Here is a 16,984-nt window from a genome sequence, read left to right as displayed (position 1 = left end):
GGGAGACTCGTTGGATATTAACAACTGTTAACCATAAGTCATACCTTTAATATCTGCACCGCATTGCCAACCTGAGTTTTGGAATAAGGGTAAAACAAGAATAGCTGTGAAATATTAATGACGCTTTACTGTTATTGAACCAACACAATTTTGCAACAAATTTGTCATTTGTCGTTGTTAACTTAGTTTAAAACGACAAATGAGATTATTTATGAATGAATTATGGATCGTGTCTATATTAGGTTGCATTGCCACCCTATTACTATTCAGAAAATTTGCTATTCGACTTCGACTGTCAAAAGCCAAACATAAATCAATGCGAGGTCATAGCAAATGGTCTCGCAGAATAGCAGGATGGATTAAGTTTTTTGAATACTCACCACAGCAGTATTTTTGTGTAGATGGCGCACCTGAAGAAGTGGCACAACAACGCATTAATGGTTTTAACGCACTCACCAATAAGGTAAAAAAACAATCGGCCAAAACAATTGACCAATACCAACAAATATCCGGTGACATTTCTGATGTTCAATTTACCAGTTTGTATCGAGTCCCGTTTCCATTTAGAACCCACCTTCCAGATGTTTTTAAATTAGGTTCCATGATAGATGCTAGCCAAGGGGTTAAAGTTAAAGATTTAGATGGCCAATGGCGTTATGACTTATCAGGTTCGTATGGGGTTAACGTTTTTGGTTATGAATTTTATAAAGACTGTATAAAACAAGGCAGTTCAAGAGTGGAAAGTTTAGGCCCTGCTCTAGGCTCATACCACCCGTTGATTGCAGACAATGTTGCTAAAATAAAAGCGATTTCACAACTTGATGAGGTTTCGTTCCATATGTCTGGGACAGAGGCCGTGATGCAAGCCGTTAGAATGGCCAGATATCATACTAAAAAGACCCATTTAGTCAGACTATGTGGGGCGTATCATGGTTGGTGGGACGGCGTTCAACCTGGGGTTGGAAATCGACGCAAAGTTGACGATGTTTACACATTAGCAGACTTAAGTGAACAAACCTTAAAAGTCCTTTCGACTCGTCACGATATTGCCTGTGTGTTAATCAATCCATTACAAGCTTTCCATCCTAATGCAGATTCAGCGTCCGATGCGTCATTAATTGCCAGCGACCGAAACACTCATTTTGACAAAACAACCTATACAAGGTGGCTAAAACGCATCAGAAAAATATGCACAGACCGCAATATAGTGCTTATTTTTGATGAAGTTTTCACAGGATTCAGGCTTTCATATCGAGGTGCCCAAGGTTACTTTGGTATTCAGGCCGACATGGTGACCTATGGCAAAACTTTAGGTGGCGGTTTACCTGTTGGCGTATTAGCCGGAAAACACGAGTTGATGAAACGGTTTAAACACGACAAACCAGTAGATGTCTCCCTTGCCCGAGGCACATTCAATTCACATCCTTATGTATTAGGGGCAATGAATGTATTTCTTGAACGTATTGCAGAGCCTGAAATCCAAAAGCTATATCAAAACATCGAACAAACTTGGATAGAAAGGGTTGCCCACTTTAATCAACTACTTAAAGAATCTGATATTCCAATCAAAATTGACAATATGCACAGCATATTATCCGTCAATTACTTACAACCCTGTGCCTATAACTGGATGTTACAGTTTTATCTAAGATCCAATGGTTTAGAGCTTAGTTGGCTTGGAACAGGTCGATTTATCATGAGCTTTGATTATACCGACGACGACTTTAATCAAGTGATCCACTTATTCATCGAGTCCGCTATTCAAATGAGAAATGATGGCTGGTGGTGGTACTCCCCAACGTTAAGCAATTCATCCATTAAACAACAATTTTTAAAAGACATGTTAAGTGCAAGTCTGCCTTTCAAGGTTAAAGGCAAAAATAAACACCAAGGTAAAACCAACGAAAATGAACAATCTCCAACAAGCTTAACTCACGCTAAAAACTCAAACAGCGATAAGGTATATGGATCATGAACGTATTACATGCAGATAAATCGTCATATCTTGGTTTAACTCAATCTTTTAGCGACCCGCAAATGTCGGAGAAAGGATTTAGACAATCATTACAGGATGAATTTGGCCAATTTATTAGTGAGCAGGAAAAACGTTTCCCACTTACTGATTGTTTGAAAATAGACTTACATTGTCACGATCACAACAGCGATATCCCTGATGAACTTTGGGGGCGGATATTACGCTTACCAGAGACCTGGCTAAAAACGAAAAAGTTAGTCAAACACCTGCAAGCCAATGATTGTGATGTTATTACGGTCACCAACCACAATAACGCTCGTTCATGTTGGGCGCTGCAAGAAAAAAACATTGATGTATTGGTTGCCGCTGAGTTCACTTGTTACTTTCCAGAATACGAATTGTATATCCATATTTTGACTTACGGTTTTGACCAAGAGCAAGAGAAAGTACTTAACCAAAAACGTCAAAATGTATATGAATTTGTTCAATATGCTGCACAACAAGATATTGCGTTAATTGTTCCTCACCCATTATATTTTTATACCAAAAACGACAAAATAGACGTGAGTTTATTTGAAAAAATGGCAGTAATGTTCGCCCGTTTTGAAGTATTAAATGGACAACGAGACTTATGGCAAAGCGTACTGACGTTAAATTGGGCACAAGGATTAACGCCAGAGAAAATCAATGAATACGCTAAAAAACACAATCTAAATCCAGCCGATTTTAACGTTGACCCAAGTCAACAAAAGATTATGACTGGCGGTTCAGATGATCACACCGGACTGTTTGCCGGCTTATGTGGATCTTATCTTTATATCCCAGATTTAGAACAAAGGTTAAAAACACAAAAACCTTCAGAGTTGGCATTAGAGGCTATTAAAAAAGGTAATATCCGCCCCTTTGGTACCGTTGGTGAAAATGAAAAGTTAAGCATCACCCTATTAGATTATTTTGCTCAAGTTGCCACTAAGATTAAAGACCCTGGTTTGTTACGTATTTTACTGCACCGTGGTGGTACTTGGGACAAAATAGGATGCTTTGTTTTAAGTAATGCTTTACTTGAAATGCAAAAAAACAAAAAAACGATGAAGTTTTTTGAATGTGTGCATGACGCCCTACAAGGTAAAAAACCTAACTTATTAGTTAAATGGAAAATTTCTAAAGATTATCGTTTTTGCATCGAATACTTAGAGCGTATCGCTGAAAGTAGAAACCAGTCTAACGAAGTATTTGTCGAAACCGTAACTGAGTCGATTAATGAGTTATTTACCTTTTTAAATCAATTGATCAAAAAACGTGTAAGCCATGCATTAGAAAAGAATAATGGTTTTATTCCATCCGATTTAACCACCGAAGAATTAACCCGTAAATTTGAAATGCCAAGCCAATTAACCGCTTTATTTTTTGGTGATGGTAAAAAACAAGACAACATCAGTAACATACAAGTAGGGCAAATATTAGATAATCTCTCTTTTCCAGTATTGATCTCCTCGATATTAGCAGGCGCCACTTTGGCCTCAACTCGAGTGTTATATCAAAACAGAGACCTGTTAAACGAATTTGCTCATTACGTAGGAAAAAATGCCCATCAAAAACGCGCTCTGTATTTAACTGATACTTTAAGAGATAAAAATGGCGTCTCAAATTCATTAAGTGGCAAACTGGCTGAAGTTCAACGCTCAAACTTACCAGTAGACTTTTTAATTTGTCACAACGACGTTCAACCGGAATCTCACCTTCATGTTGTCCGTCCGGTCGCCACTTTCGATATTCCCAAATATGGAGAGCAAGAAATACGAATTCCAGATCTAATGGAAATAACACGTATTTTCTATAAAGGCGGATACGATAGGATCATCTGTTCTACTGAGGGACCAATGGCTGTGGTTTCATTGTTTATCAAACAAATGTTTAACGTGCCAAGTTACTTCTTTATGCATACCGATTGGATTGACTTTATCAAAAGCACAACCAACTTAAATCAATATGAGCGAGACCGCATACGACGGTTAATTAGAGCCTTATATGAACAATACAATGGCATTTTTGTATTAAATAACGATCATAAAGACTGGTTAACATGCTTTGAAATGCAGTTAAATCCACAACAGGTTAAGTTAACTGCTCATCACGCTCAAAAGCGAGATCATTCTATTTTACCCATTACAAAATCAAGCATAGTGAAAGGCGCAACGGAATCTACACCGATACTCTTGGTTGCTTGTCGAGTCAGTAAAGAAAAAGGGTTATTTGATCTACCCAGTATTTTAACGGCGGCCAAACAACAGCTACCTGACTTAAAAATCGTGGTCGCTGGCACAGGCCCTGCAACTGAAGAATTAAAACAAGCATTACCAGATGCTACTTTTGTAGGTTGGCAAAATAAGACTCAATTAGCCCAACTGTATTTGAGTTTAGATTTATTTATCTTTCCTTCTAAATTTGACACTTTTGGTAACGTCATTCTTGAATCCTTTACCCATGGTATGCCAGTGCTGGCCTATAACTGTAAAGGCCCTAAAGACATCATAGAAGACGGCATTAACGGCTTTTTAGTTGATAATAAAGAACAAATGACAAACAAAGTCCTTGAGTATTTTACCAATCCAACATTACAAGATGAGATGAAAGTTCAGGCACTTATCCGTGCCAAACAATATCAAGCTGAACCTATTATGGCTGAGTTCTTAACCAACATGGGATTAGATTTACCTGCAGGTTATAACCAAAGTCCACTCTATGCAGATACCTCTCAAAAAGGAATGTCTGAGTCGACGTTGGATTTAAAAGCCAATCCCACTTCACCGTTATCGCCCATAAACAAAGCTGCAACCAGCTTAACTGTATAAGGTAATTGGCAATCATAATGAATAAAGCGACGGATTCTTTAACCTTTAGTGAACAAGTTAACTTTTTAGTTACCAACCGATTACCTAGACGTTGGTTAACCCTGTTTATTGGTCGATTCAGCAAAATTGAAAATCCAATTGTCACTAAGCTATCCATCACTGTATGGCGATGGTTTGCTGAAGATTTACGATTAGATGAAGCTAAAAAATCTACATTTACCAGCTTACACGACTGTTTTACCCGTGAGTTAAAAGACGGAGCGAGGGTAATCGACAATACACCTTCAGTCGTGACAAGCCCCTGTGATGCCATTGTTGGTGAGTTTGGTGAAGTTATTAACGGTAAGTTATACCAAGCAAAAGGCTTTCCCTATCAAATCAATGATCTGATCCCCGAGGTAAACATCAGTGACAAATACAAAAACGGGAAATTCATCACTCTAAGATTAAAATCCAGCATGTATCACAGATTTCACAGCCCGATTGACTGTGCTGTCAGCCAGGTAACTTACATTTCTGGCGATACTTGGAATGTAAATCCCATTGCATTAAAAAAAGTGGAACGTCTTTTTTGTAAAAATGAACGTGCCGTTATAGACCTGCATACAGGCAGCGAACAACATCATTTAACCTTAGTTCCTGTGGCTGCAATTTTAGTCGCCTCAATGAAGTTTCATTTTATTGAGCCAACTTTAGACATGTTATACCAAGGTCCAAACAAAATTGGCTGCCAACAGTCGTTTAATAAAGGCGACGAAATGGGGTATTTCCAACATGGCTCTACCATCATTTTATTTGCCAGTGCTAATTATAAATTTTGTGAACAGTTACAAAAAGGGGGACGTGTGAATGTAGGAAATCCATTGCTACAGGGACATCCCGTTAATTAATTATAAATTTAAACAATGAAATATTACTAAAAACTCAGGAAATATTATGACATTTTTACAAGAACTAAAAAAACAACGTTGGGATGATCATCGCTTTTATCATCACAATCGCATAAACCAGTTTTTACATTTACTCAGCGCCATGTGTTTTGTTGTCAGTTATGTTTTGGTATTTTATTACCCAGCAGCGGCTGCCCTTGTAGGCTGGTTATTGTCGATGATTTTAAGGCAGTCAGGTCATTTCTTCTTTGAACCATTAACCTATGACAAAGTAAATGACGTAAGCCACGAATACAAAGAGGAAGTTAAAGTTGGGTACAACTTACAACGTAAAGTGGTGCTGTTATCGATTTGGGCATTAGTACCGCTAGTCCTTTATTTTGAACCTAGCTTATTTGGCTTATTTGGCTTATTTGAAGCGCATACCAATGGTTATGAGTTTATTAATAACATCGCAATAACTTGGTTGTTCATCGGTATCGGTGCAGTGTTATTCCGAACCTTGCATTTATTTAAATTAATGGGAGTTCAGTCAGGGTTAGTCTGGTTTACCAAAATTCTAACGGACCCGTTTCATGACATTAAAATTTACCATAAATCGCCATATCATTTATTAAAAGGTGAAATGTATGACGATATGACAGATTGGTATGAAGAGGTTCCGGCTAGTAATTGATACTGACTCACCCCATCAAACTAAGGCGGTAAACTTCTTCAAGATTACCGCCTTTAACCTTACACCTAATCTCCTTATAATCTTAAAGATCTATAACCCTACAGCCTTTTAGCCCTCAGCCTATCGCCTTACAACCTTACAACCTTACAACCTTACAACCTTACAACCTTACAACCTTACAACCTTACAACCTTACAACCTTACAACCTTACAACCTTACAACCTTACAACCTTACAACCTTAAAGCCTTAAAGCCTTATCGCTTTATTGCCTTCTAACCTTAAAGCTTGTTATCAAATATCCATAAGATAAAAACCTAAACATAAAAGCTTCACTTGTTACATTATAAAAAATCATTTATTAGTTAAATTAAACAACACCCTCATCAATTACAGGTTTTGATAAATTCGTCCCCCCTATACAGCCATCGGTCTCAAAAAAAGGGGTTAACTTCCTGAGCTCTATTGATTTTTGATAATTTTCAATATCTAATGCCAATACGCTATTTAACGGCTTAAATTATTGTAAACAATGCATTTTTTATCTAAGTTCTTTTTACTGTCCGACGAACAAACGCCTATAGGTAATGCGCCAAACTGGCAGATCAGTGTTTTACGTATTCTTTTGTCGTTAGGCATGTTGTTATGTTTTGCGATAACCCTACATACTTTCGGTTTAGGTCTGAAATACAATTTTATTACCGTTTTGATATTACCGGCTTTATTTTTTATCACGACATCCGCTTTACTTTCTTTAAGTGCTCGGTTCTATCATTTTACCGCCCATACTTTATTACTCGCCATTGTTTTTGCCAGTGTTTGTATGAACTTTTTCTTAATCAACTTAAAACTTGCGCAAGTTGGTTCTATGTATATGTTTGCCCTATCATAGCGTTACTCTTATTAGGTTACAGAGCCTCATTGTTTTATTCAGTGCTAAACCTAGTGCCTTTTTATATTATCCTTAATGATATTGATTTTACTGGCCAGTTGGGAATTCCAGAGCAACTTCCTAACGCTAGCTGGTACATCATTGGACTCATTTTTCTGTTTTTTAATATCTGTATCCCACTAGCAATTGCTCGTGCGACTGTCGCCGCTAAACGATTAAATCAAAGCATTATTGACTCAAATACACACCTAGCTCAAAAGAATGATCTGTACAGAACATTTTTTGTGGAGTCGAACAAAGCAAAAATAATCGTAGATAATACATTCACAATCACAGACTTTAATCAGCATGCAAAAACCTTATTTAATTTAACAGATAACTTAAAAACCTCGGGGGCAGGCTTATTTCATACGTTCCCTCAATTAACGGAGCCCAAGAATAAAGACGACAAACAGTTAATTGAAATAAACAATGTCTATTTTCAAGTCATGTGCGAAGACGTGAATGACTCCACCTATAAAGTTTTCGAGTTTATAGATTTCACACAAGAACAAACCATAAAGCAAAACCTCATCAACATTGAACAAGAAAATAAACGATTAAAGTACTGTGACAGTCGAACTCAATTACCAAATAGAGATTGGTTTGAATTACAATGCGAACGCCTTAGAGAAAAATATTCTAAACCTTTTTATGTCGTGGTAATGCAAACGGCGAATAATGAATATTTAAATTTAAAACTCAATGCCAATGATGTGAAATCGCTAATAACAGCGGCGTATAAACGGTTAAAAAATGATGTTCAAGGCCCCCTACTTTGTTCTCATATTAGCTCTGACAAATTAGCCTTTGCTGTTACCGATGTTTCAGCCCATACTTTAAAACGTCAACTTCTGGTAGAAATAAAACACATTCTTGATCAAGATTATGCCTTAGAAGATCGTAAGTTTAACCTCTCATTCTTATTTGGTTTCGCGCATTCCGATGGTAATTTGAAAAGCAGTACTACCCTAATTGCAAACGCCATAAGTGCGTTAAAACAGGCCAACATTAATGAGCCATTCACAGGTTACGACGAACAGACCTCAAACGATTTTGTAGAGAAATACGAAATTTCGATGTTATTAGATGAAGCAATTCAAAATGCTGAATTGGATGTACATTATCAACCTAAAGTTACATCAACAGGTAAGTGTATTGGGCTTGAAGCCCTTGCTCGTTGGCACAGTCCAACCCTCGGCACTGTATCACCTGATGTGTTTATTGCCATTGCTGAAGAGTACAAAATGATCAGCCATTTAACGGATTTAATCATCCAAAAAGTGTGCGCACAAATCGCATATTGGTCACAAGGTACAAACCTTACCCTGCCCGTCGCTATCAATATTTCACTTATAGACTTTAGTCAGAAAGATTTTGTCTCAAAATTAGTCAAGTCACTGGCAGACTTTAATGTTAAACCTCAACAAATTGAATTAGAGCTAACAGAAACCTCACTTGATGCAAACAAAGACCATTCGTTAAGCTTAATGCAATCCCTACAATCTTGGGGCTTTACGATTTCTGTCGATGACTTTGGTGTCGGATATTCCAACATAGCGAGGCTGGCGGAATACCCGATTAATAAGTTAAAACTCGACCGCTCTTTAATCAGTCAAATAACCGATTCACCGAGACAAAAAAGTCTTGTTAAAGCCGTCCATGCCATGTGCAAAGAGTTAAATATTAAATGTGTTGCTGAAGGGGTTGAAACCGCTGAGCAAGTTAATGCCATGGCCCAAATGGGCTGCAAAGAATTCCAAGGGTATTATTTTTCAAAACCACTGTCCGCCAAAGGTTTTTCTACTCATATCCAAACTTTTGGTTATGACTTTACACCGAAAAAATCACTAACTATGAGTTAACTTAAACCGCCACTTATCCGTGGCGGTTGTTAATATATGAGTTATGACGTCGGGGTTTGACACTGTTTTTGCTGTTGGCCTTTATCAAAGAACAAAGTAATTTCAGCCACTTTAATACCTAATTTGCTCATACTTGTGCGGTTAAATACTCTATATTGATCAATTTGATACATCCAATCATCCATTTCAAATTGATAAACCGTGTCGTCTATCGGTACTGAGAGTGTGTACTGCCATTGAAAGGCAAAACCAGACTGTTGACCACTTGCTACACCTACCACATCTTCAGCGGTACCGGAATACTTCCCTGCGCCTTGTTTAATTAAATTCCATGTCCGATAGCTAATTTCACCATCATCAAAATAAAACGTTTCGGCTAAGGTGCCTTGCTCTTGTTGCCAATTTGCCGATAATTCAACACAGAACCGACGGGTAACTTTACTCGAATAATCTTGGATCATGCCCCAAGCAATCATTTCGCCATTAAAGTATTGTTTTATATCAAATACCGGCGCCTTGTTTTTATAGGTTGAAATGTCCGTACTACAACTAATCAGCAGAATAGAAACAAATAAATAGGTTATCGTTTTACCTATTTTCTTTATGTTTAACACCATCATTATTTTATTCCCCAATGAGTTGTTTTCTTAATTTAGGCTGGCTTGTATTGTTTGATAACCAGATATCTAAAAACAAATTACTAAAACTTTTGTCGTTAATATTGCCAACTTCTTCATTATTAAAATAAAAGAGTGTTGTTTGATTTTTCCTGTATAAGGTTAATGAATCACCTGACTTTATATCTGGCCAAATCGCTTTCATTTTAGGAATATAATGTTGGTACTTAGATTCGTCGTACTTAAGATGCTGCCATTGCTCGACAGTACGTTTTATTAATTCATCTGCACTAATATCTTTTAAATATTTAATTTTAAATAATAAATCTTGATCGCTGTTTTCATCATACTCTCCAGTCTTTGTGAACAAACGACTGTTATAGATATCCCAAAACAAAAATGTAAACGTTGCATTACCAACTTCAAGGTAGTCAATTTCCGTCAAATCGTCTGGTAATTTACTGAACAACTTTGACAGGTCATTACCTCTATTCATTTCGGACTTCTCAACTACATTAGCTTGGGCAAATGTTGAGTGGAACATTAAGATAAATATGATGAAACTAATTCGTAATGTTTTCATTTTCCCCCTAGGGAAATTTACGTATTGATGAAATTGATAAAACACCACCATTAACACCGACCACAGTGGTGCTAAAATAAAATACGTGACATAAGAACCGAGTGGTAATTCAACCGCATCAAATGAAGCACCAGCTAAATAGCTAAAAGCCGGAAAAACAAACCCGGCGGCCAATTGTAAAGGTTTAGATTTTGCTAAAAATGTAAGACTATGAGACACAGTTGCGGCAAACGAAGCCCACAAGCATATTAACCAAAAAGGCAGTTGGCTTTGTTCTGGAAAGTAAAACACGCCTAGGCTAACTAACGTTGAGTCTGCAATTACACCGGTTGCAACCACAAATGAAAAGACTTTCAGTTCTGCTTGTCGATTTGAACATTGATAAAAATGATAAACTAGCCAAACAAAAGTAAAGGGGATGAATTGGTTACCGTATATTACGAGCCCAAACCAAGAAAGATTAAAACCAATTATATTAACTAACATAACGCTACTTTTTGATGAGTTTGTAGAATATACGTAGCTAACTCGAATTTAGTTTAATCGATTTCGAAAAAATTATAATCCTTAAATTAAATTACAAATCCCCTTTGAAAGTTTTTATTAAATTTACCCCACATAAAGTTTTCCTATCCTGTTTTTATTAGGTCATAAAAAGAAATTTACATTTATCCTTGATTTAAATTTGATTGTATACGAATATCAACTTAATCGATTAAGTAAATCAATACTTAATAATTATTGTTGTAAAATAGGTAAAACCATGAAAAACAAAGTGCAATTAATCACCTACGTGGACAGATTAACTGGGTCAGGAATCGCTGAGCTAACAGACTTACTTAACCAACAGTTCTCTGATTTATTTTCTGGTGTGCACTTATTACCCTTCTATTATCCAATTGATGGGAGTGATGCTGGTTTTGACCCGATAGATCATACTCAAGTGGATAGTCGTCTAGGAAATTGGCAGGATATAAAACAATTAGGCAGAAGCCATGAATTGATGGCAGACTTAATTGTTAATCACATGTCTGCGCAATCTAAAGAGTTTCAAGACGTGCTCACTCATGGTAAACAATCTACTTACTGGGAGCTGTTTTTAACCAAAGACAAAGTATTTCCTGATGGGTTAACCAACGAATTAGCTGATAAAATTTACCGACCTAGACCAGGAAGTTGTTTTACAACGTTTGAATTTGCAAACAAAGAAACGGCTGAGTTTTGGACGACTTTTACCGACACTCAAATTGATATAGATGTCATGTCAGATAAAGGTCAAGAGTATTTGTCTCGAATATTGAACACGTTTGCTGCCAACAATATCAAGATGATCCGCTTAGATGCCGCAGGTTACGCTATTAAAAAAGCCGGTACTCGTTGTTTTATGCTTGATGAAACCTTTGACTTCATTGATCAATTATCAAAAAAAGCCAATGCTTTAGGTATAGAAACGTTAGTCGAAATTCACTCTTATTATCAAACCCAAATAGAAATTGCCAAACGGGTTGATCAAGTTTATGACTTTGCGCTTCCTCCTCTAATTCTCCACAGCCTCTTTACAAAAGATGTCTCGGCGTTAGTGAAATGGTTAACGATTTCACCTCGTAATTGCATCACCGTTTTAGATACACACGATGGCATTGGCATCATTGATGTTGGCCCTATGGAAGGCAAGGCCGGGTTATTGACCAATGGCGAAATCGACAACTTAGTTGAAACCATCCACTTTAATAGTGTTAATGAAAGTAAAAAAGCCACGGGGGCTGCAGCAAGTAATGTGGATTTATACCAAGTCAATTGCACTTATTACGATGCTCTGGCTCAAAATGACTACGACTATTTATTAGCCAGAGCCATTCAATTTTTTGCTCCAGGTACGCCTCAGGTATATTATGCAGGGTTAATGGGTGAAAAGAATGATATGACCTTATTAGAAAAAACAAACGTTGGTAGAGATATTAACCGTCCCTATTTAACACCTTCTGATATTGACGAATCATTAGAAAAATCATTTGTTAAAGCGATGATTGAATTAATTAATATTCGAAACACCTGTAATGCGTTTAATGGTAATTTCAACGTTAAAGGTGAAGAAAGTATGTTAACCATGAGTTGGGATAACGCACATAGCAGTGCCGTACTGGTTATAGACTTAACAGATCGAACATCTTCAATCGAAATAAAAGAGGCTAGTAGAACATATTCAATTTCGCTACAAAGCCTTTTATATTAATTAATATTGGTTTTTAATTAGCCTTGGTCTAACCCATTAAAAAGTTAACAAGCCTTTTTAAAACAACAAAGTATACTAACAATCTAACAGTTATGGTTGTTCGCTATTTAGTATTTCAAAGTCAATAAGATAGGGTCGTATGTCAGAACAGAAATCATGGACACTTAAAAGTATTGCTAAGGAATTAGGTATTTCTAATGCCACGGTTTCTAACGCGTTTAATCGGCCCGATCAACTTTCTAAAAAACGTAGAGAAGAGATCCTCGAATCATGTCAAAAGCTTGGTTATTCAGGCCCTAACAAAGCCGCTCAATCATTAAGAAAAGGTCAATCTAATATTGTTGCTTTAGTACTTCCAGATAGTGTCGAATATATGATCTCCGATCCTGTGGCAAGTGATTTTGTTAAAGGGGTTTCTTCAGTTTTAGAAAAAAGTAACGTCAATTTATTATTATTTTCAGGGGCATCGGAAAACATTAATGCCGTATCAGATTTTGTTGATGGTTTTATTTGTTATGGCAGCCCACGTAATCCTAACCTCGTTGAACAATTACGAACCACAGCTAAAAAAGTGGTCACTGCCGATTTTGACATAGACCGTAAAGCGTCTGTGGGTATTGATAACGAACAAGCAGCTTATGATATTTCTAAGTTAGCGATTAAGTCTAAAAATGACGACATAGCTATTTTAGGTTTACGTTTACTCGACTCAAATCTAACCTGCCGTGTTTATGAATTACCAGATGATGAAGGCACACCTTCCATTGCACATAAGCGGTTAGCTGGATACCAAAAAGCCATAAAAGAACATGGTGCCGAGCTAAGAAACGACAGAATTTGGAATATTCCAAAAAGCAGCCATGAAGTTGCATTAATTGCCGCCAGAGAAGCATTAACATCAACTCCTCGTCCCAATGTTATTCTGTGTATGAGTGACCTTATTGCGTTAGCCGTATTACAAGAGATCTGCGCGATGGGACTGAACGTCCCTAACGACATTAGAGTGGTTGGTTTTGACGGCATAGACGAAGCCAGCCGTTCAACGCCCCCATTAACAACCGTACACCAAAATAGTGAAGAAAAAGGCAATATGGCGGCTGAGTTATTTATTAACCGAGCCACCAACGCCGTTGTTATTCCTTACCATATTGAAATAGGTCATACGGTAAATTCCAACTAAATGCAGAGTAACCTAACTACATTTATTTGAGGCTGTTACAACGCCATAAATAAAATAATGCCGGTAATACCAATAAGGTGAGTAACACCGCGCTTAACATGCCACCAACCATAGGTGCCGCTATTCTACTCATCACCTCAGAGCCCGTTCCTGTGCCATATAAAATAGGTAATAAACCAACTATTATTGCCGCCGCTGTCATCATTACCGGCCGTACTCGCATACCCGCGCCATGTAATACCGCCTCTAATATGTCTGATTTGGTCGTGGTTATACCTTTATCTTGATGTTCAGCAAGCATCTCTTTATAAGCTTGGTTTAAATACACTAACATGATCACGCCAATTTCTACCGCAACGCCCGCAAGCGCAATAAAACCCACGCCCACTGCCACTGAAAAATTAAAACCTTGCAAGTACATTAACCAAATACTGCCCACCATCGCCAATGGCAAAGTCCCCATGATCATGGCCACTTCAATTACATTTCTAAAGTTCAGATAGAGCAGAATCATGATAATGAATAAAGTTAGCGGAATAACATAAGCTAACTTAGCTTTTGCCCTTTGCATATATTCATATTGACCAGCCCAAGTGATGGAATAACCTGCAGGCAACACAAGTTTATCAGCAACGACCTTTTGAGCTTCAACTACATAACTACCAATATCAACACCGTTATCTCCACCATTGTTAATATCAACAAACGCCCAACCATTTAATCGTGCATTTTCAGACTTGATCCCCGGCGGACCATCTTCAATAAACACATTGGCCACATCGCCTAAAGAAATACGCTGTCCGTTAGGTGTCACTATTGGTAACAATGACAGCTTTTCAGGGGAATCTCTGTAATCTTGCGGATAACGTAAACTCACAGGATAACGCTCTAACCCTTCAACCGTATTAGTTACATTCATTCCGCCAATCGCCGTAGCAACCACTTGTTGTATTTCTGCTATGTTTAAACCGTACCTTGCCGCTTTAGCACGTTGAATATCAACTTTCACATAACGACCTCCAGCTACGCGTTCTGAATAGACTGAAGCTGTACCGGGCACATCTTTCAAGATATCTTCCAACTGTTTACCAATATCTTCAATAACGGTTAAATCCGCTCCCGCGATCTTAATGCCTAAAGGCGTCTTGATGCCTGTGGCTAACATATCAATTCGAGTTTTTATTGGCATAACCCAAGCATTGGTGACGCCAGGAAGTTGCACTAACCCATCTAATTCCTTTTTTAAACTCTCAGGTGTTACGCCCTCTCGCCACTGATCTTGCGGTATAAATTGAATAAAGGTTTCAATCATAGTTAACGGGGCTGGGTCGGTAGCCGTTTCAGCGCGACCTATTTTGCCAAATACCGTTTTTACCTCTGGAACTGTCTTTATCAGTTTGTCCGTTTGTTGCAGTAACTGCCGAGCCTGACCGATAGATATGCCTGGGTAAGTGGTTGGCATATACATTAGGTCACCTTCATCAAGTGGCGGAATAAACTCACTACCAATTTTGTTTAGCGGCAATAAACCTATTAAAAACACGATAAACGCCACTAACAAGGTGCTTTTAGGAAAACCTAGCACTGTTTTTAACACCGGCATATAAATTAAAGTTAACAAACGATTTACAGGATTTTTATGTTCAGCAACCACCTTTCCTCTTATAAAGTAGCCCATTAATACTGGTACTAAGGTAATTGCTAACGCGGCAGATGCAGCCATGGCGTACGTTTTGGTAAAAGCCAGTGGCGCAAACATTTTTCCTTCTTGAGCTTCTAATGTAAAAACAGGCACAAAACTCACGGTAATGATCAATAAGCTAAAAAATAATGCCGGACCGACTTCAGAAGCTGACGATATAACCACTTTCCAGCGATTTTCATTGGTGAGCGTTTCTCCGTTTGAAGTCAATTTTTCCATATGTTTATGCATGTTTTCAATCATGACAATAGCACCATCTATCATGGCTCCAATGGCGATAGCAATCCCGCCTAAGGACATAATATTGGCGTTAAGCCCTTGTATATGCATCACAATAAAAGCCGTTAAAATACCGACAGGTAATGTAATGATCGCAACCAACGAAGACCTAACGTGAAATAAAAAGACAATACAAACCAGAGCAACAACGGCAAACTCTTCCAATAACTTAAAGGTTAAGTTATCAACCGCACGTTCAATTAATGCGGAGCGGTCGTAGACTGGGATCACTTCTACGCCATCCGGTAGCCCTTTTTTAAGTTGTTCTAGCTTGTGTTTAACTCGTTCTATCACTTGTTGTGCATTTTCACCAAAACGCATGACTACGATGCCACCAACGGTTTCACCCTCACCGTTTAACTCGGCAATGCCACGACGCATTTGCGGACCAGTGCCAATATCAGCCACATCTTTTAATAATAAAGGCGTACCATTTTCATTAACGCCAAGTGGTATATTTTCCAAATCATCAACACTTTTTATATAACCAGTCGCTCTGACCATATATTCGGCTTCGGCCATCTCGATTACGGATGCCCCTATTTCTTGATTGCCTTGTTTGATCGCCATTTGAATATGGGATAAAGGAATACCGAAAGCCCTTAATTTATCGGGATTAATTCTGACTTGGTATTGTTTAACCATGCCTCCAAGTACTGAAACCTCCGATACACCTGGCACCGTTTGTAATTCATATTTTAAAAACCAATCTTGTATACTTCGTAATTGGCTTAAATCATGTTGTCCGGTTTTATCGACCAAGGCATATAAATATACCCAACCAACTCCAGTTGCATCAGGGCCTAATTGCGGTCTGGCATTGGTTGGTAAGTTGGGAGTGACTTGGGATAAATATTCCAGCACCCGTGAGCGAGCCCAATACAAGTCCGTATCTTCATCAAAAATGACATAAACATACGAATCGCCAAAAAAAGAATAACCACGTACCGTAACCGCCCCTGGCACTGATAACATGGCTGTTGTCAGTGGATAGGTAACTTGTTCTTCAACGACTTGTGGTGCTTGCCCGGCATAATTGGTCTTAATTATTACCTGTACATCGGACAAGTCTGGCAAGGCATCAATTGGCGTTTTATTTACCGAATAAATACCAGCCCCCACTAACAAAAAAGTGGCTAACAATACAAAGAAACGGTTCATCACCGACCAACGAATAATAGAAGCAATCATTTTTTAACTCC

The 16,984-nt window shown here is 37.9% G+C and carries 11 protein-coding genes; 8 read left to right on the top strand and 3 right to left on the bottom strand.

Features of this window, described 5'->3' with window-relative positions:
• The first annotated feature begins 211 nt into the window (after positions 1 to 211).
• The 6 genes from RT723_RS00445 to RT723_RS00420 all read left to right on the top strand — a co-directional run bounded on the left by RT723_RS00445 (position 212) and on the right by RT723_RS00420 (position 9,188).
• Positions 212 to 1,975: an aminotransferase class III-fold pyridoxal phosphate-dependent enzyme gene (locus RT723_RS00445; RefSeq protein ID WP_315945466.1), complete on the top strand. Its 1,764-nt coding sequence runs from the start codon at positions 212 to 214 to the stop codon at positions 1,973 to 1,975.
• Positions 1,972 to 4,827, top strand: a complete 2,856-nt coding sequence (locus RT723_RS00440) for a glycosyltransferase (RefSeq protein ID WP_315945465.1) — start codon at positions 1,972 to 1,974, stop codon at positions 4,825 to 4,827. The genes RT723_RS00445 and RT723_RS00440 overlap by 4 nt, the downstream gene beginning before the upstream one ends.
• Positions 4,828 to 4,844: 17 nt before the next feature.
• On the top strand, positions 4,845 to 5,717 hold the full coding sequence (gene asd / locus RT723_RS00435) for an archaetidylserine decarboxylase (RefSeq protein WP_315945464.1): 873 nt from the start codon (positions 4,845 to 4,847) through the stop codon (positions 5,715 to 5,717).
• Positions 5,718 to 5,763: 46 nt separating this feature from the next.
• On the top strand, positions 5,764 to 6,393 hold the full coding sequence (locus RT723_RS00430; protein WP_315945463.1) for a hypothetical protein: 630 nt from the start codon (positions 5,764 to 5,766) through the stop codon (positions 6,391 to 6,393).
• A 531-nt stretch (positions 6,394 to 6,924) separates the two neighbouring features.
• The gene (locus RT723_RS00425) at positions 6,925 to 7,284 is read left to right on the top strand and encodes a hypothetical protein (RefSeq protein ID WP_315945462.1); all 360 of its coding nucleotides are present in this window, start codon (positions 6,925 to 6,927) and stop codon (positions 7,282 to 7,284) included.
• A gap of 29 nt (positions 7,285 to 7,313) precedes the next feature.
• A complete protein-coding gene (locus RT723_RS00420) occupies positions 7,314 to 9,188 on the top strand; it encodes a putative bifunctional diguanylate cyclase/phosphodiesterase (RefSeq protein ID WP_315945461.1) in 1,875 nt (624 codons plus the stop codon).
• A gap of 41 nt (positions 9,189 to 9,229) precedes the next feature.
• On the opposite strand, the gene RT723_RS00415 is transcribed toward RT723_RS00420, so the two are convergent.
• Both RT723_RS00415 and RT723_RS00410 read right to left on the bottom strand, forming a co-directional pair.
• Positions 9,230 to 9,808: a DUF3833 domain-containing protein gene (locus RT723_RS00415; RefSeq protein ID WP_315945460.1), complete on the bottom strand. Its 579-nt coding sequence runs from the start codon at positions 9,806 to 9,808 to the stop codon at positions 9,230 to 9,232.
• Positions 9,809 to 9,812: 4 nt separating this feature from the next.
• Positions 9,813 to 10,874 carry a DUF2878 family protein gene (locus tag RT723_RS00410; RefSeq protein ID WP_315945459.1) on the bottom strand — a complete coding sequence of 354 codons (1,062 nt, stop codon included), beginning with the start codon at positions 10,872 to 10,874 and terminating at the stop codon, positions 9,813 to 9,815.
• 277 nt (positions 10,875 to 11,151) lie between these two features.
• Between RT723_RS00410 and gtfA the strand changes: the two genes are divergently transcribed.
• On the top strand, positions 11,152 to 12,621 hold the full coding sequence (gene gtfA, locus RT723_RS00405; RefSeq protein ID WP_315945458.1) for a sucrose phosphorylase: 1,470 nt from the start codon (positions 11,152 to 11,154) through the stop codon (positions 12,619 to 12,621).
• 139 nt (positions 12,622 to 12,760) lie between these two features.
• Positions 12,761 to 13,801 carry a LacI family DNA-binding transcriptional regulator gene (locus RT723_RS00400; RefSeq protein WP_315945457.1) on the top strand — a complete coding sequence of 347 codons (1,041 nt, stop codon included), beginning with the start codon at positions 12,761 to 12,763 and terminating at the stop codon, positions 13,799 to 13,801.
• A 22-nt stretch (positions 13,802 to 13,823) separates the two neighbouring features.
• Here the strand turns inward: RT723_RS00400 and RT723_RS00395 are convergent, their stop codons facing one another.
• Positions 13,824 to 16,973 (bottom strand): efflux RND transporter permease subunit, encoded by a 3,150-nt coding sequence (locus RT723_RS00395; RefSeq protein ID WP_315945456.1) that lies wholly within the window; start codon positions 16,971 to 16,973, stop codon positions 13,824 to 13,826.
• Positions 16,974 to 16,984 lie beyond the last annotated feature (11 nt).

This window comes from Psychrosphaera aquimarina (assembly GCF_032461525.1).
GTDB lineage: Bacteria > Pseudomonadota > Gammaproteobacteria > Enterobacterales > Alteromonadaceae > Psychrosphaera > Psychrosphaera aquimarina.
This window is presented reverse-complemented; position numbering and strand designations above follow the sequence as displayed.